This window comes from Polaromonas sp. (genome assembly GCF_029945685.1).
Classification (GTDB): domain Bacteria; phylum Pseudomonadota; class Gammaproteobacteria; order Burkholderiales; family Burkholderiaceae_C; genus Polaromonas.
The window spans coordinates 50,000-69,317 of record NZ_JAQSDA010000014.1 but is presented as its reverse complement, the minus strand read 5'-3'; the positions used below and the strand labels follow the sequence as shown (position 1 = coordinate 69,317).

Annotated in this window: 24 protein-coding genes; 3 read left to right on the top strand and 21 right to left on the bottom strand. The window is 64.1% G+C overall.

Features of this window, described 5'->3' with window-relative positions:
- Positions 1-67 precede the first annotated feature (67 nt).
- On the bottom strand, positions 68-691 hold the full coding sequence (gene petA, locus PSV26_RS10475) for a ubiquinol-cytochrome c reductase iron-sulfur subunit (RefSeq protein WP_300563400.1): 624 nt from the start codon (positions 689-691) through the stop codon (positions 68-70).
- A 240-nt stretch (positions 692-931) separates the two neighbouring features.
- On the opposite strand from petA, the gene mscL reads away from it, so the two are divergent.
- Positions 932-1,360 carry a large conductance mechanosensitive channel protein MscL gene (gene mscL / locus PSV26_RS10470; protein ID WP_300511808.1) on the top strand — a complete coding sequence of 143 codons (429 nt, stop codon included), beginning with the start codon at positions 932-934 and terminating at the stop codon, positions 1,358-1,360.
- A gap of 161 nt (positions 1,361-1,521) precedes the next feature.
- Here mscL and pdxA read toward each other — a convergent pair whose 3' ends face one another.
- Positions 1,522-2,583 carry a 4-hydroxythreonine-4-phosphate dehydrogenase PdxA gene (gene pdxA, locus PSV26_RS10465; RefSeq protein WP_300570408.1) on the bottom strand — a complete coding sequence of 354 codons (1,062 nt, stop codon included), beginning with the start codon at positions 2,581-2,583 and terminating at the stop codon, positions 1,522-1,524.
- A gap of 193 nt (positions 2,584-2,776) precedes the next feature.
- On the opposite strand from pdxA, the gene PSV26_RS10460 reads away from it, so the two are divergent.
- Entirely contained in the window at positions 2,777-3,781 is a 1,005-nt protein-coding gene (locus tag PSV26_RS10460; RefSeq protein ID WP_300570406.1) for a hypothetical protein, read from the top strand.
- Positions 3,782-3,796: 15 nt separating this feature from the next.
- Here the strand turns inward: PSV26_RS10460 and PSV26_RS10455 are convergent, their stop codons facing one another.
- A complete protein-coding gene (locus PSV26_RS10455) occupies positions 3,797-4,579 on the bottom strand; it encodes a Nif3-like dinuclear metal center hexameric protein (protein WP_300511812.1) in 783 nt (260 codons plus the stop codon).
- A 117-nt stretch (positions 4,580-4,696) separates the two neighbouring features.
- On the bottom strand, positions 4,697-5,620 hold the full coding sequence (gene cysK, locus PSV26_RS10450; RefSeq protein ID WP_300570404.1) for a cysteine synthase A: 924 nt from the start codon (positions 5,618-5,620) through the stop codon (positions 4,697-4,699).
- Between the two features lie 242 nt (positions 5,621-5,862).
- Between cysK and PSV26_RS10445 the strand changes: the two genes are divergently transcribed.
- Positions 5,863-7,017 carry a trypsin-like peptidase domain-containing protein gene (locus PSV26_RS10445; RefSeq protein ID WP_300511814.1) on the top strand — a complete coding sequence of 385 codons (1,155 nt, stop codon included), beginning with the start codon at positions 5,863-5,865 and terminating at the stop codon, positions 7,015-7,017.
- A 70-nt stretch (positions 7,018-7,087) separates the two neighbouring features.
- Here PSV26_RS10445 and tatC read toward each other — a convergent pair whose 3' ends face one another.
- The 17 genes from tatC to PSV26_RS10360 all read right to left on the bottom strand — a co-directional run bounded on the left by tatC (position 7,088) and on the right by PSV26_RS10360 (position 19,242).
- Positions 7,088-7,888, bottom strand: a complete 801-nt coding sequence (gene tatC / locus PSV26_RS10440) for a twin-arginine translocase subunit TatC (RefSeq protein ID WP_300570402.1) — start codon at positions 7,886-7,888, stop codon at positions 7,088-7,090.
- A 63-nt stretch (positions 7,889-7,951) separates the two neighbouring features.
- On the bottom strand, positions 7,952-8,431 hold the full coding sequence (tatB, locus tag PSV26_RS10435; protein ID WP_300570399.1) for a Sec-independent protein translocase protein TatB: 480 nt from the start codon (positions 8,429-8,431) through the stop codon (positions 7,952-7,954).
- Positions 8,432-8,493: 62 nt separating this feature from the next.
- Positions 8,494-8,736, bottom strand: coding sequence for a Sec-independent protein translocase subunit TatA (gene tatA / locus PSV26_RS10430; RefSeq protein ID WP_300570396.1), 243 nt, complete (start codon positions 8,734-8,736; stop codon positions 8,494-8,496).
- Positions 8,737-8,902: 166 nt separating this feature from the next.
- The gene (locus PSV26_RS10425; RefSeq protein ID WP_300570393.1) at positions 8,903-9,277 is read right to left on the bottom strand and encodes a histidine triad nucleotide-binding protein; all 375 of its coding nucleotides are present in this window, start codon (positions 9,275-9,277) and stop codon (positions 8,903-8,905) included.
- Between the two features lie 21 nt (positions 9,278-9,298).
- A complete protein-coding gene (locus PSV26_RS10420) occupies positions 9,299-9,670 on the bottom strand; it encodes a hypothetical protein (RefSeq protein WP_300570390.1) in 372 nt (123 codons plus the stop codon).
- 22 nt (positions 9,671-9,692) lie between these two features.
- The gene (locus PSV26_RS10415) at positions 9,693-10,073 is read right to left on the bottom strand and encodes a phosphoribosyl-ATP diphosphatase (protein WP_300570387.1); all 381 of its coding nucleotides are present in this window, start codon (positions 10,071-10,073) and stop codon (positions 9,693-9,695) included.
- A gap of 3 nt (positions 10,074-10,076) precedes the next feature.
- The gene (hisI, locus tag PSV26_RS10410; RefSeq protein ID WP_300511821.1) at positions 10,077-10,475 is read right to left on the bottom strand and encodes a phosphoribosyl-AMP cyclohydrolase; all 399 of its coding nucleotides are present in this window, start codon (positions 10,473-10,475) and stop codon (positions 10,077-10,079) included.
- A 200-nt stretch (positions 10,476-10,675) separates the two neighbouring features.
- The gene (gene hisF, locus PSV26_RS10405; RefSeq protein WP_300570384.1) at positions 10,676-11,455 is read right to left on the bottom strand and encodes an imidazole glycerol phosphate synthase subunit HisF; all 780 of its coding nucleotides are present in this window, start codon (positions 11,453-11,455) and stop codon (positions 10,676-10,678) included.
- 106 nt (positions 11,456-11,561) lie between these two features.
- Positions 11,562-12,302: a 1-(5-phosphoribosyl)-5-[(5-phosphoribosylamino)methylideneamino]imidazole-4-carboxamide isomerase gene (gene hisA, locus PSV26_RS10400; RefSeq protein ID WP_300511823.1), complete on the bottom strand. Its 741-nt coding sequence runs from the start codon at positions 12,300-12,302 to the stop codon at positions 11,562-11,564.
- A 94-nt stretch (positions 12,303-12,396) separates the two neighbouring features.
- Positions 12,397-13,065 carry an imidazole glycerol phosphate synthase subunit HisH gene (gene hisH, locus PSV26_RS10395; RefSeq protein ID WP_300511824.1) on the bottom strand — a complete coding sequence of 223 codons (669 nt, stop codon included), beginning with the start codon at positions 13,063-13,065 and terminating at the stop codon, positions 12,397-12,399.
- Between the two features lie 81 nt (positions 13,066-13,146).
- Positions 13,147-13,767, bottom strand: a complete 621-nt coding sequence (gene hisB / locus PSV26_RS10390; protein ID WP_300511825.1) for an imidazoleglycerol-phosphate dehydratase HisB — start codon at positions 13,765-13,767, stop codon at positions 13,147-13,149.
- Complete coding sequence (hisC, locus tag PSV26_RS10385) at positions 13,764-14,840, bottom strand: histidinol-phosphate transaminase (protein ID WP_300511826.1); 1,077 nt, start codon at positions 14,838-14,840, stop codon at positions 13,764-13,766. The genes hisB and hisC overlap by 4 nt, the downstream gene beginning before the upstream one ends.
- A complete protein-coding gene (gene hisD, locus PSV26_RS10380; RefSeq protein WP_300570381.1) occupies positions 14,837-16,159 on the bottom strand; it encodes a histidinol dehydrogenase in 1,323 nt (440 codons plus the stop codon). Before hisD ends, hisC begins: the two co-directional genes overlap by 4 nt.
- Positions 16,160-16,166: 7 nt before the next feature.
- Positions 16,167-16,814 (bottom strand): ATP phosphoribosyltransferase, encoded by a 648-nt coding sequence (gene hisG / locus PSV26_RS10375; protein ID WP_300511828.1) that lies wholly within the window; start codon positions 16,812-16,814, stop codon positions 16,167-16,169.
- Positions 16,815-16,842: 28 nt separating this feature from the next.
- A complete protein-coding gene (gene murA / locus PSV26_RS10370; protein ID WP_300570378.1) occupies positions 16,843-18,129 on the bottom strand; it encodes a UDP-N-acetylglucosamine 1-carboxyvinyltransferase in 1,287 nt (428 codons plus the stop codon).
- A gap of 3 nt (positions 18,130-18,132) precedes the next feature.
- A complete protein-coding gene (locus PSV26_RS10365) occupies positions 18,133-18,378 on the bottom strand; it encodes a BolA family protein (RefSeq protein WP_300511830.1) in 246 nt (81 codons plus the stop codon).
- A gap of 108 nt (positions 18,379-18,486) precedes the next feature.
- Positions 18,487-19,242, bottom strand: coding sequence for an ABC transporter permease (locus PSV26_RS10360; RefSeq protein WP_300570375.1), 756 nt, complete (start codon positions 19,240-19,242; stop codon positions 18,487-18,489).
- Positions 19,243-19,318: the final 76 nt, after the last annotated feature.

The following is a 19,318-nucleotide window of genomic DNA, read 5'->3' as shown; positions in this document are numbered from 1 at the left end:
GTCCTATTTGCTACTCGATGGGGGACTTGGCGGGCGTCGCGGCGCCTGCGGAATGTCCAGCAAAGCTTCAGGCTTTTTTGTCTTCGCCAATCAGCAGCTTGGCGTCTGACAGGTACATGTGGGGCGGCACTTCGAGGTTGTCCGGCGCCGGCTTGTTCTTGAAGACACGGCCGGCCATGTCGAAGGTCGAGCCGTGGCAAGGGCACAAGAAACCGCCTGCCCAGTCATTGGGCAGCGAGGGCTGGGCCCCCGGCTGGAACTTGTCGCTGGGCGAGCAACCCAGGTGGGTGCAGATGCCGACGGCCACCAGGAATTCCGGTTTGATCGAGCGGTGTTCATTGCGCGCGTACTCCGGCGTGAGTTCCCCGGGTTTTCGCAGCGACTTCGGATCGGCCAGCTCCGCATCGAGCTTGGGCAGTTCGGCCAGCTGCTCGGGCGTGCGCCTGACAATCCACACCGGCTTGCCGCGCCATTCCACCGTGAGCTTCTCGCCGGGCTTCAGGGCCGAGATATCCACCTCGACAGCCGCACCGGCGGCCTTGGCACGCTCGGAAGGCTGGAAGGTGCTGACGAAGGGCACCGCGACAGCGGCCACGCCGGCACCGCCGACGGCGCAAGTGGTCACGATCCAGTTTCTTTTGTCTTTGTCAATCGGTGCGCCGGGCGGCACGTTAAGGCTTGCTTGGGTCATGGATGTCCTACAAGAACAGGGCTTGAAAAACTTGAAAGAGGGCTTATTGGGGTCAACCCGGGATTGTAACGGAGCGCGAAGTTCTTTTTCAAGGCGGGAAAGCCATCCCGACGGTGCGACTGCGGCATCAGGCGCCCAGGACCGGTGGCTGGCACGGTGGGCCCGGCAACACTGATAATCGCCTTCTTGCCCCAGGAAACGTCTGGTGGCGGCCAACAGAAGCAGCACAAGGAGAACACCATGGGAATGATGCAGGAATTCAAGGAGTTTGCCGTCAAGGGCAGCGTCGTCGATCTCGCGGTGGGCGTGATCATAGGCGCCGCTTTCGCCAAGATTGTGGATTCGGTGGTCAGCGACCTGATCCTGCCGCTGGTGGGCGCGCTGGTCGGCAAGATCGACTTCTCGAATCTTTTTGTCGTCCTGGGCAGTGTGCCTGCGGGCACGGTCATGACACTCGACGCGCTGAAAAAGGCCGGCGTTCCGGTGTTTGCCTATGGCAACTTCATCACGGTGGCGGTCAACTTCGCCATTCTGGCGTTCATCATCTTCCTGATGATCAGGCAGATCAATCGCCTGAAGAGGGAAACCCCGGCAGCACCGGCGGCGCCCGCCGCCCCGTCCGAAGACGTGGTGCTGTTGCGGGAGATCCGGGACAGCCTAAGGAAGTAGGTTCCCCCCGTTGGCCGCTCACTTCGTGTAGCGGCCCTCCCCCTCAGGGGCGGCGCCTGCCGGCTGGCGAAGCCAGACCGGCGGCCCCCGCTTGAAAAGTCATGGCTTTTGATATTGATTTGATAGCTGTTGACGCCCGTCCCTGTTTGACCGCAGGCGTTTTAACCGCTTAAGGCGGCCAGCCTTCGTGCCATGCGAATGGCCGCCAGCAGGCTGGACGGGTCGGCCCTTCCTGTGCCCGCAATGTCAAACGCGGTGCCGTGGTCCGGGCTGGTGCGCACCAGCGGCAGGCCCAGCGTGACATTGACGCCCTGCTCCACCCCGAGGTACTTGACCGGGATCAGGCCCTGGTCGTGGTACATCGCCACCACCACGTCGAACTCGCCGTCCCGATCGGCCGGGGCGCGGGCTCTCATGAACACGGTGTCGGGCGCGAAGGGGCCACTCACATCCAGCCCCTCTTCGCGGGCCCTGGCGATCGCCGGCGCGATGATGTCCAGCTCTTCGCGGCCGAACAGTCCGCCCTCGCCCGCATGCGGGTTGAGGCCGGCTACCGCAATGCGCGCCCTGCCGCCCGAGGCGCTACGCACCGCCTGATGCGTGATGCGCAGGGTCTGCAACACGTTGTCGAAGGTGACGGCGGCTATCGCCTCGCGAAGAGAGAGGTGGATGCTGACCAGCACGGTCTTGAGCTCATCGTTGGCCAGCATCATGCGCACCGGCAACGCGGACACGTCCTTGCCGAGAAAGGCCGCGGCTTCGGCCTGCAGCAGTTCGGTGTGGCCGGGGAAACGCGCAAACGCCGTGCCGGCGGCGGCCAGCGCCTCCTTGTGAATCGGCGCGGTGACCATGGCCGCGCACTCGCCGGCCAGGGTCGCGCGGGCCGCCCAGACAATGCAGTCCGCCGCCGCTTTTCCAGCCAAAGCACTGATTTTCCCAAACGCCACGGGCGCAGGCAGCTCACATTTTTGTAGCACCGGGATGCAGCGCGGCGGCACGTCCTGCCAGTGGCTGGCCGCGTCGAGTTGGGCCACGGGGGATGCCCGAGCCGCACCGCCGCCCACCAGCTGTGCGGCGCGGCGCAAGCTGGCGACATCACCGACCACGACACAGCCGGCCAGCTCGGCCGGCGCGTCGCGAAAAGCCTTGGCGATGATTTCCGGCCCGATCCCGGCCGGATCGCCCATGGTGATGGCCAGAGGCCGGTTTCTCAACTCGTGCATGTCTTCCTCTGGTGGTCTGTTCGTCTCATAATGGTTTGCCGGGCGCGCCACGGCGTCCACAAGCTGCTTGCCGGCCCACCTGACGGACGAGTAGCCGACAGGGCCACTGTGCAAGGGAAAGCGAAGACATGCATCCTGCCGGTATTCTCGCGCAAACGCTCTGCGGCGCCCCTGCGCCGCACAAGGAAGCGGCATGAACACGGCCGAAACCATCATCTGGAGCGCCGCCGCAGGATCGATGGGCCTGGTGGTTCTGCTCGGCGCGGCAGACGCGCTCTTCAGCCGAAGCCGGGCCAGTGTGCAGAGCCTGATTTACCTCACGGCCTGCTGGGGTTTTTTCCTCCTGCTCAGCGGTCTTGCTGCAACCTTGCTGCCACGCCCCGATGCGTCCTGGCTGCACACGGCCCAGGTGCTGCTCGGGCCCATGTGCGGCGGCCTGGGTACGCACGGTGCGAGTCAGTGGCTGGCCGCCGCCAGGCGCGACCGGCTCACCGAACTGGGTTTTCGCAGTGCCAGCATTCTGTGTCTGACGGGTGGGCCGCTGTGCCTGCTGCTCGCGCCTGGCTGGCAACTGCCGGCGTCGGCGGCGCTGGCCATCCTGAGCCTGTCGGTGGCCTTGTGGCTGGCCGTGCGCGCGGCGCAGCAGGGCGACCGACTCGCCTGGGGGCTGGCTGCCGGCTGCCTGCTGACCCTTCCACTGCAACTCGGCCTGTACTGGCTGGCGCTCGACACCGGCCGGCCGTCAGTGCTGCTGCAGACCGGCATGCAGCGCCACACCGGCGTCGTCAACCCCGCGGGTCGGTATGACGACCGCTGTTTCGTGGTGCTGATCGAAAGCATGCATTCGCCCGACTGGATACGCACCATGGGATTGCGCGAGGCCTCCAGCCTGCGGCGGCCGCTGGAGATCAGCGCGCTGAGTGGCGAACGCATCCGGATCAGCGCCGACATCAGCGTCGGTATGGTTCATCTGACCGGCGCGGGCCGGGACGTGGCCCAGCTGCTGCACGAGGCCGAGGAGATGGCCATGGCGGCGCGCGGCATGCGCTCACGCGCCGCCCTGCTCGACGAGATCAGCCGTCAGGCCGTGCCGGTGGAAAACGCCCAGCTGGGCGTCAGCTGGAATGCCATGCGCTCGGTGCGGCCGCACCAAGCACGCAACGGCCATGGCGCCCGCCCACGCAAGACGCCGGCCTGACAACACACACCACTCTCAGGCCGGGTTGTCGATGTCGATGAACTCGTGCGCCAGCCCGAACTGCGCGGCCACGTGCGCCGCCACCGCAGGCGCGCCGTAACGCTCGGACGCATGGTGACCGCAGGCAATGAAGGCCACGCCCATCTCGCGGGCGTAATGCGCCTGGGGCTCGGAGATCTCGCCGGTGATGAAGGCATCGGCCCCGGCGGCAATCGCGTCCTCGAAGTAGCCCTGCGCACCACCGCTGCACCATGCTATGTTTTTAATAGCTGCCGGCGCAAGACCGACAAGGGTAACCGGCCTGTTCAATGCATTTTCGACATGGGCAGCCAGGCTGGCGGCGCTGGCAAAACCTTCTTCGGCGCCGCTGCGCCCGCCCAGGAAGCCCAGCTTGTTCTCGCCGAACCAGCGGTCCGCCTTCAAGCCCAGCTGCAGGCCCAGTTGCGCGTTGTTGCCGAGTCCGGGATGGGCGTCGAGCGGCAAATGGTAGGCGTAGAGATTGATGTCATGTGCCAGCAGCAGTGCCAGCCGCTGCTTCATCCAGCCGGTGACCCGGCCGTCCTGCCCGCGCCAGAACAGGCCGTGGTGCACAAAAATCGCGTCGGCCTGCGCGGCCACCGCCGCTTCGATCAACGCCAGGCTGGCGGTGACGCCGGAGACGATCTTGCGCACCTCCGCCTTGCCCTCGACCTGCAGGCCGTTCGGCCCATAGTCCTTGAAACCTTCGGGCTGCAGCAACTGGTCAAAAGCGCCCAGCAACAGGGCGCGCGGCGCAATCGCGGAGCTGTCAGAACTCATGGACACCCCACCTTTCTTTTCCAGCCGGGGCCGCGGAACCGGCTTCGCCGGGCCGCAGGCGCAGCGCCCCCTCGGGAGGCAGCGCAGTACGCGCAGCAACAAGCGTGGGGGCTTGTTTCAAGGCAGGAAGCCTTCAATCGACAGGTAGCGCTCACCGGTGTCGTAGTTGAAACCCAGCACCGTGCTGCCGGCAGGAATCTCCGGCAGCTTCTGGGCAATGGCGGCCAGCGTGGCGCCTGAGGAAATGCCGACCAGCAGGCCCTCTTCGGTCGCACTGCGGCGGGCATAGTCCTTGGCGGCATCGCCTTCGACCTGGATCACGCCGTCCAGCAGGCTGGTTTTCAGGTTGGCCGGAATGAAGCCCGCGCCTATGCCCTGGATCGGGTGCGGCGAGGGTTTGCCGCCGCTGATCACCGGCGAGGCCGAGGGTTCCACCGCAAAGACTTGGGTGCGCGGAAATTTGGCCTTCAACACCTGCGCGACACCGCTCAGGTGCCCGCCGGTGCCGACTCCGGTGATCAGGTAGTCCACGCCGTCAGGAAAATCCGCCAGGATTTCCTGCGCTGTCGTGCGCACGTGAATGTCGATGTTGGCCGGGTTTTCAAACTGCTGCGGCATCCAGGAGCCGGGGGTCTGCGCTACCAGCTCTTTGGCGCGGGCAATCGCCCCGTTCATGCCTTTTTCGCGCGGCGTGAGCTCGAAACTGGCGCCGTAGGCCAGCATCAGGCGGCGCCGCTCGATGCTCATGCTGTCGGGCATCACCAGCACCAGCGTGTAGCCCTTGACGGCCGCCACCATCGCCAGGCCCACGCCGGTGTTGCCCGAGGTCGGCTCGATGATGGTGCCCCCGGGCTGGAGCGCGCCCGATTGTTCGGCCGCCTCCACCATGGACAGCGCGATGCGGTCCTTGATGGAGCCGCCGGGGTTGCTGCGCTCCGATTTGATGTAGATCTGGTGGGTCTGGCAGGCCGCACCAAACAGCCGGTTGACCCGGATATGCGGCGTGTTTCCGATGGTGGCGAGGACACTGGCAGCTTTCATGACGGATTCCTTGTGTTTGAGGCCCGAAACCGGAGCGGTTGCATGGGCGCAGGGTTGCTGCAAATTATCTCCCCTCCAGCCAGGACGCGCAGGACATGGCTCCGCGGCCGGCCACGCCCGCGCAAAGTGGGAGAAAATCGAAACTTCTGGCAATTGCCTGCCGGCCCCCGCTTTCCTGCCCAGCCGCGTTTTCTGCTTTTCTGGTTTTTCCGTCTTCACGGCCGTTTCCTTCTGGACCCACCATGCGCAAATTCTGGCTTCTGTTTTCCCAAACCGTAACGGTTTTCCTGGCCGCCTACTTTGTGGTGGCCACGCTCAAGCCCCAGTGGCTGAACCGGCCAGGCATCGGCTCGGTGGCGGTGATCGAAGCGCCGGCCGGCCTGCCGGGCGCGCCGGCACCGGCCGGCAGCTTTGCCGCGGCGGCCAAGGCGGCTTCGGCGGCGGTGGTCAGCATCAACACCAGCAAGGCGGCAGCCCGCAACCCGAACATGGACGACCCCTGGTTCAAGTTCTTTTTTGGCGACCAGGGGGGGCAAAACGAGCCGCAGGTCGGACTGGGCAGTGGCGTGATCGTCAGCCCCAACGGTTACATCCTGACCAACAACCATGTGGTCGAAGGCGCGGACGACATTGAGGTCATCCTCAACGACACGCGCAAGGCCAAGGCCAAAGTCATAGGCACCGACCCGGAAACCGACCTGGCGATCCTGAAAATCGAACTCGACAAGCTGCCGGTCATCGTGCTCGGCAGCTCCGACACCCTGCAGGTGGGTGACCCGGTGCTGGCCATCGGCAACCCCTTCGGTGTCGGCCAGACCGTCACCAGCGGCATTGTCAGCGCGCTGGGCCGCAACCAGCTGGGCATCAACACCTTCGAGAACTTCATCCAGACCGACGCCGCCATCAACCCGGGCAATTCCGGCGGCGCGCTGGTCGACACGCAAGGCCGGCTGCTCGGCATCAACACCGCGATCTATTCGCGTTCGGGCGGCTCCATGGGCATCGGCTTTGCCATCCCGGTGTCCACCGGCAAGCAGGTGCTCGAGAGCATCGTCAAGGACGGCCAGGTGACACGGGGCTGGATAGGTGTGGAGCCGCAGGACCTGAGCCCCGAAGTCGCCGAGACCTTTGGCATCAAGCCCGAGGCACTGGGCGCAGGCGGCGTGATCATCACCGGTGTGCTGCAAAACGGTCCGGCCGCGCAGGCCGGCATCGTGCCGGGCGACGTGATCACCACCGTGGCAGGCAAGCCGGTGCGCACGGTGACCGAATTGCTGAGCGCGGTGGCGGCCCTCAAGCCCGGTGTGGCGGCACCGCTGGGGGTTCTGCGCAAGGACAGGAAAACGGAAATCAGCGTGGTGCCGGGGACCCGGCAGCGGCCCAAAATCCAGCGCTAAGGCGCTGCCGACGCTATCACTTCGAGAGCTGGCTGCGCCCTGTAGACAAGGGCCGCAGGCCTTTTTTTGCTTAGGGCTTGGCAGCCTCGGTGTCGCTCTCGGCGCCGGGCTTGACGGTGTGCTTGACGAACATCTGCGCGGCCAGGATGCCGACTTCGTACAGCCCGCCGACCACCAGCAGCAGGATGATCATCGAGCCGGCGTCGGGCGGCGTGACCAGCGCGGTACCGATGGCGGCGATCACCCAAAAGTAGCCGCGGTATTCGCGCAGCTGCGCCACGGTGAGCACGCCCATGCGCACCAGCAGGATCACCGCAATCGGCACCTCAAAGGCCAGGCCGAACGCCAAGAACATGCCGAGCACGAAGTTGAGGTATTCCTCGATATCTGGCGCGGCGGTGATCGACTTGGGTGCAAAGCTCTGGATGAAGCTGAAGACCTGGCCGAACACAAAATAGTAGGAAAAGGCCACACCGATAAAAAACAGCAAGGTGCTGGAGATGACCAGCGGCATCACCAGCTTTTTCTCGTGCGAATACAGGCCGGGCGCCACGAAGGCCCAGACCTGGTACAGCACCACCGGCAGCGCAATCATGAAGGCGGCCATGAAAAGAATCTTGATCGGCACCACAAACGGCGAAATCACGTTGGTGGCGATCAGCGTGGCCCCCTTGGGCAGGGCTGCCACCAGCGGCGCGGCGAGCAGGTCGTACAGCGCGCCCGGGCCGGGGTACAGCGCCAGCAGGGCCGCACAGACGCCAATCGCGATGACCACCTTGATCATCCGGTCGCGCAGCTCCATCAGGTGCTGCACGAAAGGCTGCTCGGTGCCCGCGAGTTCGTCGGGCTTGTCGGTGTTGGGGTCGCTCATGGAAGGTGTTTGCGCTGATGGGGTGGCGCCGGGAATTGCGCGAAAAAAGGAAGATCAGGAAAATCAGGCATGGCGCCCGGAGGAAGGGCCGGAACGGGGGCGAAACCGCGCCACACGCGCCGCGCCGGACTGTGCGCGCGTGCGCGTACCCGAACGGGCCTTGTACCACTGCGGCGTGGCGCCCTGCTTGAGGCGCCAGTTTTTTTTCGGGTGTTTGTACTCGGGGAAACTGATCATCCCGGGCAACTCGTCGCTGGCGGCCGTGCCGGTGGTTTCCGCCCACGATTTCTCGAAATCACTGGCGTTGGTCTGAATGGAGTTTTCGACGTCGCGGGCGGCGCCTTCCATCGTTTCCTTCATTTTCTTGAGCTCGTCGAGCTCCATCGAGCGGTTGACTTCCTGCTTGACGTCGGCCACATAACGCTGCGCCTTGCCCAGCAGGGTGCCCACCGTGCGCGCCAGCCGCGGCAGTTTCTCCGGGCCGATCACGATCAAGGCCACAGCGCCTATCAGCGCGATTTTCGAGATGCCGAGATCAATCATTGGAGATCAGGCCCCGCATGACGCAACACATGCGGTGGCGAGTGTGGGGGCAGCCATCCTGATCAGGATTTCTGCTTGGCTTCCACGTCGATCGTGGCTTTGTCGGTGGTCTGGGCGTGGCTGACTTGGCCGGGCGGGGTGTCCTTGGCATCGGCGGCGCTCTGCCCGCCTTCTTTCATGCCGTCCTTGAAGCCCTTGACAGCGCCACCAAGGTCGCTGCCCATGTTCTTGAGTTTCTTGGTACCGAACACCATCACGACGATCAACAACACGATCAGCCAGTGCCAAATGGAAAATGAGCCCATGTTTCTCTCCTAAACTTTAATTGCAAGCTTGCACAACATTGTGTCCATTCTAAATGGCCTTGCCACACGAATGGGCGGGAATGACCCGCATAAACCACCCTGCCAGCGTGACTGCTTTAGCTGGGGCTCGGCGGGGGCGGCTCAAGTGGGCATTTACCCTGCCGTCTCAACCCTTCAGCCAGGGCCGCGGGCCGCCCATGACATGGATGTGCAGGTGGTGCACTTCCTGTCCGCCTTCCGCGCCGGTGTTGACCACCATGCGGAAACCGCCTTCTGGATAGGGCTTGCAGCCCTGTTCAAGGGCCAGCCGGGGAGCGAGCGCCATCATGCGGCCCAGCAGGCCTGCGTGTTCGGGTCCGACATCGGCCATCGACGCCATGTGGGTCCTGGGGATCATCAGGAAATGCACCGGTGCCCAGGGATGGATGTCATGAAAAACGAAAATCTCGTCGTCTTCGTACACCTTGCGGCTGGGGATCTGGCCGGCGGCGATCTTGCAGAAAATGCAGTTGTCGGGGGCGTGGGGGCTGGACGGGCTCATGGGAGGTTGCGGCGCAAGGGGTCAGACAAGAGGCAGGTTGCGGGCAGGCCGGTGACTGTTGAAGCGCATCCAGCCGCGGATGCAGCGGTACAGGTACCAGAGCCAGACGATGCCGTAGGCGATGGCACCCGGCAGGAACAGCAGCAGCCACAGCGGCGACAGCAGGACCAGCCACATCAGCGTCCACCAGAAGGTCCGGATCATGTAGTTGTGGTGGTCGATGTACAGCAAGTCGGACTCCTCGGCACGCCGCACGTAGTTGACGATCAGCGCAACGACCGCAAAAACGCCGCCGCTGAACCAGGCCAGCGTGTGCAGGCCGTACAGCACATGCATGACGAGGCGGTCGTTCGGGTTCTTGCTGTCGAATTCAGCCAGGTCGGTCTCGCTCATGGGTAGCCTTTCTTGCTTCGTATCATTTTTCAGCGGCTTCGCGGGCTTGCGCCTTGCGCAGGGCTTTTTCCTCGATCCCGCTGGTGCCTTCGCGGCGCTCCAGCTCGGCAATCACGTCGGCCGGCGACAGGCCGTAGTGCGCCAGCGCGATCAGGCTGTGAAACCACAGGTCGGCAACTTCACCCACCAGCTTCGCGCTGAGTTCGGGCGTGGCGCCGCCGTGCTCCAGGTCCTTGGCAGCCATCACGGTTTCTGTGGCCTCTTCACCGATTTTCTTCAGGAAGGCGTCCGGGCCCTGGTGCAGCAGACGCGCCACGTAGCTGGTTTGCGGGTCGCCGCCGCGGGCCGGCTTGCGGCTTTCGATGGTTTGCGCGAGGCGCTGCAGGGAGTCGTTGGAAGTCATGGCTTACTTGTAAATGCTTGTCGGGTCTTTGAGGACCGGCTCGGTCACCACCCATTGGCCGTTTTTGTAGAGGCTGAAAAAGCAGCTGTGGCGCCCGGTGTGGCAGGCAATTCCTGGCTGATCGGGTTCATGGCCGAGTTGCGTCACCTTGAGCAAAATCACGTCGTTGTCGCAGTCCAGCCGGATCTCGTGCACGGTCTGCAGGTGGCCGGACTCTTCGCCCTTGTGCCACAGGCGCCCGCGCGAGCGGCTGAAATACACGGCCTGGCCGAGTTCGGCAGTCTTCTGCAGCGCCTCGCGATTCATCCAGGCGAACATCAGCACGTCGCCGCTCGATGCCTCTTGCGTGATGACCGGGATCAGGCCCTTGTCGTCCCATTGGATGTCGTCTAACCAGTTCATCGAAGTATTATCGCCCCCACGTTCGCTCGCTACGCGTAGCTCTCTGCCCCCCGAGGGGGCGCTGCGCCTGCGGGCCGGCAAAGCCGGACCCGCGGCCCCGGCTGAAATGGGAGTCTGTTCCGCGCACGCTCGTGTTTACTATCAAATTTATAGCTTCTTGCGACCACCAGACGGGGGCTGGAGGCCAAAAAGGCCTGGAACTACAGACGGACCGGGATGCCGCGCGCGGCCATATGGACCTTGGCCTGCTGCACCGTGTATTCGCCGTAATGAAAGATGCTGGCGGCCAGCACGGCGTCGGCGCCGCCGATCTGGATGCCGTCAGCCAGGTGGTCGAGGTTGCCGACGCCGCCAGAGGCGATCACCGGCACGCTGACAGCGTCGCTGACCGCGCGTGTCAAGGCCAGGTCGAAGCCGGACTTGGTGCCGTCGCGGTCCATGCTGGTCAACAAAATCTCGCCAGCGCCCCGCCGCGCCATCTCGCTGGCCCAGGCCACGGCGTCCAGCCCGGTGTTCTTGCGGCCGCCATGGCTGTAGACGTCCCAGCCGGGGCCGCGTGTCAGCGCCTCTTCGTCGGAACGCCGCTTGGCATCGATGGCCACCACGATGCACTGCGCGCCATATTTGCCGGAGGCGTCTTCAATCACCTGCGGGTTGGCCAGCGCGGCCGAATTGAAGCTGGTCTTGTCGGCGCCGGCATTGAGCAGGCGCCGCACGTCTTCCACCGTGCGCACCCCGCCGCCCACCGTCAGCGGAATGAAGACCTGGGACGCCACCGCTTCGATGATGTGCAGGATCAGGTCGCGCCCGTCGCTGGTGGCGGTGATGTCCAGAAAGGTCAGCTCGTCGGCGCCCTGCTCGTTGTAACGCGCCGCAATCTCGACCGGGTCACCGGCATCGCGCAGCTCGACAAAGTTGACGCCCTTGACGACGCGGCCGCCGGTAACGTCCAGACAGGGGATGATTCTTTTAGCTAACAAGATCAGCAGGCCGGCGTGGTTTTAGATCAGGGCCATCGCGGAACGGCTTTGCCGGTCCGCAGGTGGCGCCCCCTCGGGGGAGGCGGCCACAGGCCGCTTCGGGGGGTTATCCATTGAGTTCGTCTGCCTTGGCCTGCGCCGCGGCAAAGTCCAGGTCGCCGCTGTAAATCGAGCGGCCGCAGATCACGCCTTCAATGCCTTCGTCCTCGACCGCGCACAGCGCCTCGATGTCGGCCATGTTGGACAGGCCGCCAGAGGCGATCACGGGAATCGTCAGGGCCTGGGCGAGCTTGACGGTGGCCTCGATGTTGATGCCGGTGAGCATGCCGTCGCGGCCGATGTCGGTGTAGATGATGGATTCGACGCCGTAGTCCTGGAACTTCTTTCCGAGGTCCACCACTTCATGGCCGGTCATCTTGCTCCAGCCGTCAGTCGCGACCTTGCCGTCCTTGGCGTCGAGCCCGACGATGATGTGGCCGCCAAACGCCGTGCAGGCATCCTGCAGGAAGCCGGGGTTTTTTACCGCCGCCGTGCCGATGATCACGTAGCGCAGGCCGGAGTCGAGGTAACGCTCGATGGTGTCCAGGTCGCGGATGCCGCCGCCCAGCTGCACGTCGATCTCGCTGCCGACTTCCAGCAGGATCTTGCGGATGGCCGCTTCGTTCTTCGGCTTGCCGGCAAACGCCCCGTTCAGATCCACCAGGTGCAGGCGGCGCGCGCCCTTGTCCACCCAGCTGCGCGCCATGGCGGCCGGGTCTTCACTGAAGATGGTGGACTGGTCCATATCGCCCTGTTTGAGGCGCACACAATGGCCGTCTTTCAAGTCAATCGCGGGGATGAGTAGCATGGGCAATGAGGCAACGGTGGATGAAAGTGAAACGTGAGGAAAAGCGGTGCGACAGGGCGGTAAGCGGACGGGGCAGGCGGGCCGGCGTGGTAAATCAGGGATTCCAGTGCAGGAAGTTGCGATACAGGGCCAGTCCCTGGTCTGCGCTTTTTTCAGGGTGGAACTGGGTGGCGAAAATATTATCGCGCGCAAGCACTGCCGTGAAGCGCGCGCCGTAGTCGGCCTCGCCCGCGGTGTGGCGCGCATCCGACGGACGCGCGTAAAAGCTGTGCACGAAATAAAACCAGGATGCGTCGGGAATGCCCGCCCACAAGGGATGCACCGGCACCGGCTGGTAGACCTGGTTCCAGCCCATTTGCGGCACCTTGAACCGGCTGCCGTCAGGCTGAAGCCGCCCGGCCAGGTCAAACTTGAGCACTTCGCCCGGAATCAGGCCCAGACCGCGCGTGCCTTCGCCGCCCCGCCCCTCCGCGCTGTGGTCCAGCAGCATCTGCATGCCGACACAGACGCCGAACAGCGGCTTGCTGGCGGCCGCCTGCAGCACCGCCTCCAGCATGCCCGAGGCCTGCAGATCGTGCATGCAGTCGGCAATGGCACCCTGACCGGGCAGCACGATGCGGTCGGCGTCCAGCACGTCCTGGGCGCGGGAGGTCACGAGCACTTCGAAACCGCTGTCGGCCGTCACGTGCTGGACCGCCTGCGACACCGAACGCAGGTTGCCCATGCCGTAGTCCACCACCGCGATTTTCTTGAATTTGGCCATCAGGAGGAAGTTTTGCTACTGTTTTTATAGCTGCTCGCGCATATGCAACAAGGGCCGGAAGGCGAAAACATATAAAACAGCCTACAGCGAGCCTTTGGTCGACGGGATCACGCCCGCCGACCGGGGGTCGATCTCCAGCGCCATGCGCAGGGCACGGGCGAAGGCCTTGAAGACGGTTTCAGCCTGGTGGTGCGCGTTGTCGCCCTTGAGGTTGTCGATATGCAGGGTCACAAAAGCGTGGTTCACGAAGCCCTGAAAGAACTCGTAGGCCAGCTGGCTGTCGAAGGCGCCGATCATGCCGCTCTTGAAAGGCACGTGCATGTCCAGTCCGGGCCGGCCCGAAAAATCAATCACCACGCGCGACAGCGCTTCGTCCAGCGGCACATAGGCGTGGCCGTAGCGGCGCAGGCCTTTCTTGTCGCCGACGGCCTGCGCCACGGCCTGCCCCAGGGTGATGCCCACGTCTTCCACCGTGTGGTGGCCGTCGATGTGAAGGTCGCCCTTGGCCTGGATGTCCAGATCAATCAGGCCGTGCCTGGCGATCTGGTCCAGCATGTGGTCGAAAAAGCCGATGCCCGTGGACAGCCGGGCCTGGCCGGTGCCGTCGAGGTTGAGCTTGACGGTGATTTGTGTCTCGGCGGTGTTGCGCGAGACTTCGGCCGTTCTGGGGGCAAGGGGCGCCGTGGCAGTGGGGGTGGTCATAGGGATTCTTTGAGGGCTGCCAGCATCTGCACATTGTCGTCGGCGGTGCCAACGGTCAGGCGCAGGCAGTTGGCCAGCAATGGATGCATTTTAGAAACGTTTTTGACCAGCACCTTGCGTGCCCGCATGCCCTCGAAGGTTTTCTGGGCATCGGGCACCCGCACCAGGATCATGTTGGCATCGCTTTTCCAGGTCTTGAGCCCCGGCAAGGCCTGCAGCGCTTCGAAAAGAATAGCACGTTGTGCCCGTATTTCCTGGGCTTGCGCCGCAAACACGTCGGCATGTTCGAGCGCGAACAGCGCGCACTCGTAATTGAGCACGCTGATGTTGTAGGGCGGGCGCACCTTGTCGATCTCGGCGATCAGGGCTTTCGGGCCCATCATGTAGCCAATCCGCACGCCGGCCAGGCCGAACTTGCTCAGCGTGCGCATCAGCAGCACATGGCTGTGCCGGCCGATGCGGTCGACGTAGCTTTTGCTCGAAAAGGGCTGGTAGGCCTCGTCGATCACCACCAGGCCGGGCGCCGCAGCAATGATCTTCTCGATCACCACATCGTCCCAGAGATTGGCCGTCGGGTTGTTCGGGTAGGCAATGTAGATGATGGACGGCTGGTGTTCGGTGATCGCGGCGAGCATGGCGGCTTCGTCCAGCTCGAAGTCCGCCGTCAGGGGAACACCGATGAACTTCAGGCCCTGCAGCTGCGCGCTCATGGCGTACATCACAAAGCCGGGCAACGGCGCCAGAATCGAGGCACCTGGCACATCGCAGGCCATGGCCAGCAGCGAGATCAGCTCGTCGGAGCCGTTGCCCAGCATGAGGTCGAAGCCTTCGGGCATCTGCGCGTAGCCGGCCAGGGCCTGGCGCAGGTCGTTCACGCGGCCGTCCGGGTAGCGGTTCAGGGCCAGGGCGCCCAGCCGCTGGCCCAGGTGGGCCTGCAGGGCCGGTGGTAGCCGGTGCGGGTTTTCCATCGCATCGAGCTTGATCATGCCGGCCGAATCCTGAATGGCGTAGGCGTGCATGGACTGGACGTCTTGCCGGATCAGTTTTTTCAGCGCAGGAGCAACGTCGTTCATTGTTTTTTCATTCTCATTTCGGCAGCACGGGCGTGCGCTTGCAGCCCCTCGCCATACGCCAGTTCAGCGGCAATTTTTCCCAGCGTCTGCGCGCCGGCTTCACTGACCTCGATCAGGCTGGAACGCTTCTGGAAGTCGTAGACGCCGAGCGGACTGGAAAAACGCGCGGTGCCGCTGGTCGGCAACACATGGTTGGGGCCGGCGCAGTAGTCACCCAGCGATTCGCTGGTGTAGGCGCCCAGGAAAATCGCGCCGGCGTGTTTGAGCAGCGGCTCCCAGCGGTGCGGGTCACGGCTGGAGACTTCCAGGTGTTCGGGCGCAATGCGGTTGCTGATGGCGCAGGCTTCTTCCATGCTGCGCGTCTGGATCAGGGCGCCGCGGCCGCTGAGGGACCTGGCAATGATTTCCGCACGCGGCATGGTGGGCAAGAGGCGATTGATGGCCTCCTGGACAGCATCGATATAGGCCGCATCCGGGCACAGCAGGATGCTCTGCGCGAGTTCGTCATGCTCGGCCTGGCTGAACAGGTCCATCGCCACCCAGTCGGCCGGCGTGCTGCCGTCGGCCAGCACCAGGATTTCGCTGGGGCCGGCAATCATGTCGATGCCCACCGTGCCGAAGACACGTTTCTTGGCGCTGGCCACATAGGCGTTGCCGGGGCCGGTGATCTTGTCGACCTTGGGCACGGTCTGCGTGCCGTAGGCCAGTGCCGCCACGGCCTGGGCGCCGCCGATGGTGAAGGCGCGTGTGACACCCGCCACATAGGCCGCAGCGAGCACCAGCGCGTTTTTTTCGCCTTTGGGCGTGGGCACCACCATGATGATTTCACCGACACCTGCCACATGGGCGGGAATGGCGTTCATCAGCACCGAAGAAGGGTAAGCCGCCTTGCCGCCCGGCACGTAGATGCCGACGCGGTCCAGCGGCGTGACCTTCTGGCCCAGCAGGCTGCCGTCTTCGTCGCGGTAGCTCCAGCTCTCGCCGTTGGCCTTTTTCTGCGCCTCGTGGTAGCTGCGCACACGGGCGGCGGCAGCCTGCAGGGCCTCCCGCTGCGCCGCGGGAATCGTGTCGAAAGCGACCTTGAGTTCGGCCTGCGTGAGTTCCAGCGCCGTCATCGAGGCTGCCGTCAACCCGTCAAAACGCGCGGTGTATTCCAGCACCGCCGCATCGCCGCGCTGCTGCACATCGGCCAGGATGTCGGCCACGCGCTGCTCGATGGCTGCATCGGTGTCGGCCGACCAGTGCAGGCGTGCCGTGAATTGGGCCTCAAAAGTGGCTTCAGCCGTTGACAGGCGGGCGGGAACAGCTATTAACTTCATAGCAACCTCAAGCAACAGGCCGGGCGATGGCCGAGGAAAATGCATTGATGATGGCGCGAATCGGCGCCTGCTTGAGTTTCAGCGCGACCTGGTTGACCACCAGGTGCGAGCTGATGTCCATGATGCGCTCGACCTCGACCAGGTGGTTGGCTTTGAGCGTGTTGCCGCTGCTGACCAGGTCGACAATCGCGTCGGCCAGTCCCGTCAGCGGCGCCAGTTCCATGCTGCCGTAAAGCTTGATCAGGTCGACGTGCACGCCCTTGGTCGCGAAAAAATCGCGCGCGATGCTGACAAACTTGGTGGCGACTTTCAGGCGCGAACCCTGCTTCACCGCCGCTTCATAGTCAAAACCGGCGCGCACCGCCACACTCATGCGGCACTTGGCAATCTGCAGGTCCAGCGGCTGGTACAGGCCCTGGCCGCCGTGTTCGATCAGCGTGTCCTTGCCGGTGACACCGATGTCGGCGCCGCCGTACTGCACATAGGTGGGTACGTCAGTGGCACGCACCAGCACCACGCGCACGTCGGGCCGGTTGGTGCCGATGATCAGCTTGCGCGATTTTTCCGGATCTTCCAGCACCTCGATGCCGGCGGCTTTCAGCAGCGGCAGGGTTTCGTCGAAGATGCGGCCTTTGGACAGGGCGAGCGTGATCACGATGGCAACTCCTGAGTAACGAGCGTGATCATGCCTTGATCCGTTCGATGTCCGCGCCTATGCCGCGCAGCTTGGTTTCCATCTGGTCGTAGCCGCGGTCCAGGTGGTAGATGCGGTCGATCAGCGTCTCGCCCTCGGCCACCAGGCCGGCAATCACCAGGCTGGCCGACGCGCGCAGGTCGGTCGCCATGACCGTGGCGCCGGAGAGCTTCTCAACGCCCTCGATGATGGCGAACTTGCCGTCAATCTCGATCTTCGCGCCCAGGCGCACCATCTCGTTGACGTGCATGAAACGGTTCTCGAAAATCGTTTCCGTGACCTTGCTCGGGCCCTCGGCAATCGCATTGAGCGCCATGAACTGGGCCTGCATGTCGGTCGGAAAGCCCGGGTACTCGGTGGTGCGAAAGGACTGTGCCTGCATGCGCCCCGAGGCCTGGACCCGGATGAACCCGTCGCCGGCGGTGATCACCGCACCGGCGTCACGCAGCTTGTCGATCACGGCCTCGAGGTGGTCGGCGCGGCCGTGGCGCAGCACCACGTCGCCGCCGGCGGCCGCCACGGCACAGAGAAAGGTGCCGGTCTCGATGCGGTCGGCCACCACCTGGTGCGTGCAGCCGTGCAGGCGCTCCACACCCTGAATGCGGATGCGGCTGGTTCCCTGACCTTCAATCTTCGCACCCATCTTGATCAGCATTTCGGCGAGGTCACCGATTTCGGGCTCCTGCGCCGCGTTTTCGAGAATCGTTTCGCCCTCGGCCAGGGTGGCAGCCATCAGGAAGTTCTCGGTGCCGGTGACCGTGACCATGTCGGTCAGGATGCTGCAGCCCTTGAGGCGCCCGCGCTGGCCGTTCGACCCCAGCGGCAGTTTGGCAATCATGTAGCCGTGTTCGACCACGATGTCGGCGCCCATGGCCTGCATGCCCTTGATGTGCTGGTCCACCGGCCGCGAGCCGATGGCGCAGCCGCCGGGCAGAGACACCGTGGCTTCGCCGAAACGCGCGAGCAGCGGGCCGAGCGCCAGCACCGACGCGCGCATGGTCTTGACCAGCTCGTACGGCGCTTCAGGTGAGCTCAGGGCGCCGGCATTGATGACCACACGACCGGGCGCGCTGTCGCTACGCTCTGCCGTCACGCCCATGTTGCGGATCAGCTTGAGCATGGTGGCCACGTCCTGCAGGCGCGGGACATTGTCAAGCGTCACGGTGTCTGCCGTCAGCAGCGCCGCGCACAGCTCGGGCAGGGCCGCGTTTTTGGCGCCGGAGATATCGACGGTGCCGGAGAGCGACCGGCCGCCCCTGATCAATAGTTTGTCCATGTCTTACTCTGCGGGGTGGTTGGCCCATTCGGCGGGCGTGTAGGTTTTCATCGACAGGGCATGCACCTCGTCGGTCTGCATGCGCCCACCCAGCGTGGCATACACCCGCTGGTGACGCTGGATCAGGCGCTGGCCTTCAAAAGCTGCTGACACGATGGTGGCATACCAATGCCGGCCGTCGCCGGTGAGCTCGATGTGTTCGCAGGGCAGGCCTGCGGCAATGATGGTTTGGAGTTCTTCGCTGGTCATATTTTGTTGGTTTCGCTGGAGCTGTATTCATTCAAGCAGGGGCCGCGGGCGCAGCGCCCCCTCGGGGGCAGCGCAGTACACGAAGTGACAAGCGTGGGGGTCATTTGATCAGTGCCTGATTTTGTAGCCGATACGCAGCAAATTCACCGCGATACCGCTGACCACCAGCAGCGCGCTGCCCACGATGGCCAGGCTCAGCCACGGAGACACGTCGCTGACGCCGAAAAAGCCGTAACGGAAGCCGTCAATCATGTAGAAAAACGGGTTCAGGTGGCTGACGGTTTGCCAGAACGGCGGCAGGGAGTGAATAGAGTAGAAAACGCCGCTGAGAAAGGTCATCGGCATGATCACAAAATTCTGGAACGCTGCCATCTGGTCAAATTTCTCGGCCCACAGTCCGGCGATCAACCCCAAGGAGCCAAGCAGCGCCGCACCAAACACCGCGAACACGAGAATCCAGAGGGGCGCCACAAAGCTGGGCTGGCCGAAATACACGGTGACCACAAACACGCCCAGGCCGACTGCCAGACCGCGCACGACCGACGAACCGACATAGGCAAAAAACCAGTGCCAATGCGACAGCGGGCTGAGCAGCACAAACACCAGACTGCCCATGATCTTGCTCTGGATCAGCGAGGAAGAGCTGTTGGCAAAAGCGTTTTGCAACACGCTCATCATCACCAACCCGGGCACCAGGAAGGCGGTGTAGCTGACCGTGCCATACACCTTGACCTGGTCCTGCAGCACATGGCCGAAGATCAGCATGTACATGACAGCGGTGAGGATGGGCGCACCGACGGTCTGGAAACCGACTTTCCAGAAACGCAGCACTTCCTTGTAGAACAGGGTTTGCCAGCCGGTCAAGATACTGCCCCCACGCTTTTCGCTGCGCGTGCCTTCGGCGGTACGCTGCCCCTTGCACGAAGAAGAGGGGCGCTGC

Bases quoted from the DNA above. Each gene is read 5' to 3' on its own strand.
- pdxA (WP_300570408.1), bottom strand. From the start codon at position 2,583: ATGCACGAGTTGAGAAACCGGCCTCTGGCCATCACCATGGGCGATCCG.
- PSV26_RS10365 (WP_300511830.1), bottom strand. From the start codon at position 18,378: ATGACCAGCGAAGAACTCCAAACCATCATTGCCGCAGGCCTGCCCTGC.
- hisB (WP_300511825.1), bottom strand. From the start codon at position 13,767: ATGACCACCCCCACTGCCACGGCGCCCCTTGCCCCCAGAACGGCCGAA.
- cysK (WP_300570404.1), bottom strand. From the start codon at position 5,620: ATGAAAGCTGCCAGTGTCCTCGCCACCATCGGAAACACGCCGCATATC.
- tatA (WP_300570396.1), bottom strand. From the start codon at position 8,736: ATGGGCTCATTTTCCATTTGGCACTGGCTGATCGTGTTGTTGATCGTC.
- hisC (WP_300511826.1), bottom strand. From the start codon at position 14,840: ATGAACGACGTTGCTCCTGCGCTGAAAAAACTGATCCGGCAAGACGTC.
- hisH (WP_300511824.1), bottom strand. From the start codon at position 13,065: ATGGCCAAATTCAAGAAAATCGCGGTGGTGGACTACGGCATGGGCAAC.
- murA (WP_300570378.1), bottom strand. From the start codon at position 18,129: ATGGACAAACTATTGATCAGGGGCGGCCGGTCGCTCTCCGGCACCGTC.
- PSV26_RS10445 (WP_300511814.1), top strand. From the start codon at position 5,863: ATGCGCAAATTCTGGCTTCTGTTTTCCCAAACCGTAACGGTTTTCCTG.
- PSV26_RS10460 (WP_300570406.1), top strand. From the start codon at position 2,777: ATGAACACGGCCGAAACCATCATCTGGAGCGCCGCCGCAGGATCGATG.
- PSV26_RS10425 (WP_300570393.1), bottom strand. From the start codon at position 9,277: ATGAGCCCGTCCAGCCCCCACGCCCCCGACAACTGCATTTTCTGCAAG.
- tatB (WP_300570399.1), bottom strand. From the start codon at position 8,431: ATGATTGATCTCGGCATCTCGAAAATCGCGCTGATAGGCGCTGTGGCC.
- mscL (WP_300511808.1), top strand. From the start codon at position 932: ATGGGAATGATGCAGGAATTCAAGGAGTTTGCCGTCAAGGGCAGCGTC.
- tatC (WP_300570402.1), bottom strand. From the start codon at position 7,888: ATGAGCGACCCCAACACCGACAAGCCCGACGAACTCGCGGGCACCGAG.
- hisA (WP_300511823.1), bottom strand. From the start codon at position 12,302: ATGCTACTCATCCCCGCGATTGACTTGAAAGACGGCCATTGTGTGCGC.
- hisI (WP_300511821.1), bottom strand. From the start codon at position 10,475: ATGAACTGGTTAGACGACATCCAATGGGACGACAAGGGCCTGATCCCG.
- hisD (WP_300570381.1), bottom strand. From the start codon at position 16,159: ATGAAGTTAATAGCTGTTCCCGCCCGCCTGTCAACGGCTGAAGCCACT.
- petA (WP_300563400.1), bottom strand. From the start codon at position 691: ATGACCCAAGCAAGCCTTAACGTGCCGCCCGGCGCACCGATTGACAAA.
- PSV26_RS10455 (WP_300511812.1), bottom strand. From the start codon at position 4,579: ATGAGTTCTGACAGCTCCGCGATTGCGCCGCGCGCCCTGTTGCTGGGC.
- PSV26_RS10415 (WP_300570387.1), bottom strand. From the start codon at position 10,073: ATGACTTCCAACGACTCCCTGCAGCGCCTCGCGCAAACCATCGAAAGC.
- PSV26_RS10420 (WP_300570390.1), bottom strand. From the start codon at position 9,670: ATGAGCGAGACCGACCTGGCTGAATTCGACAGCAAGAACCCGAACGAC.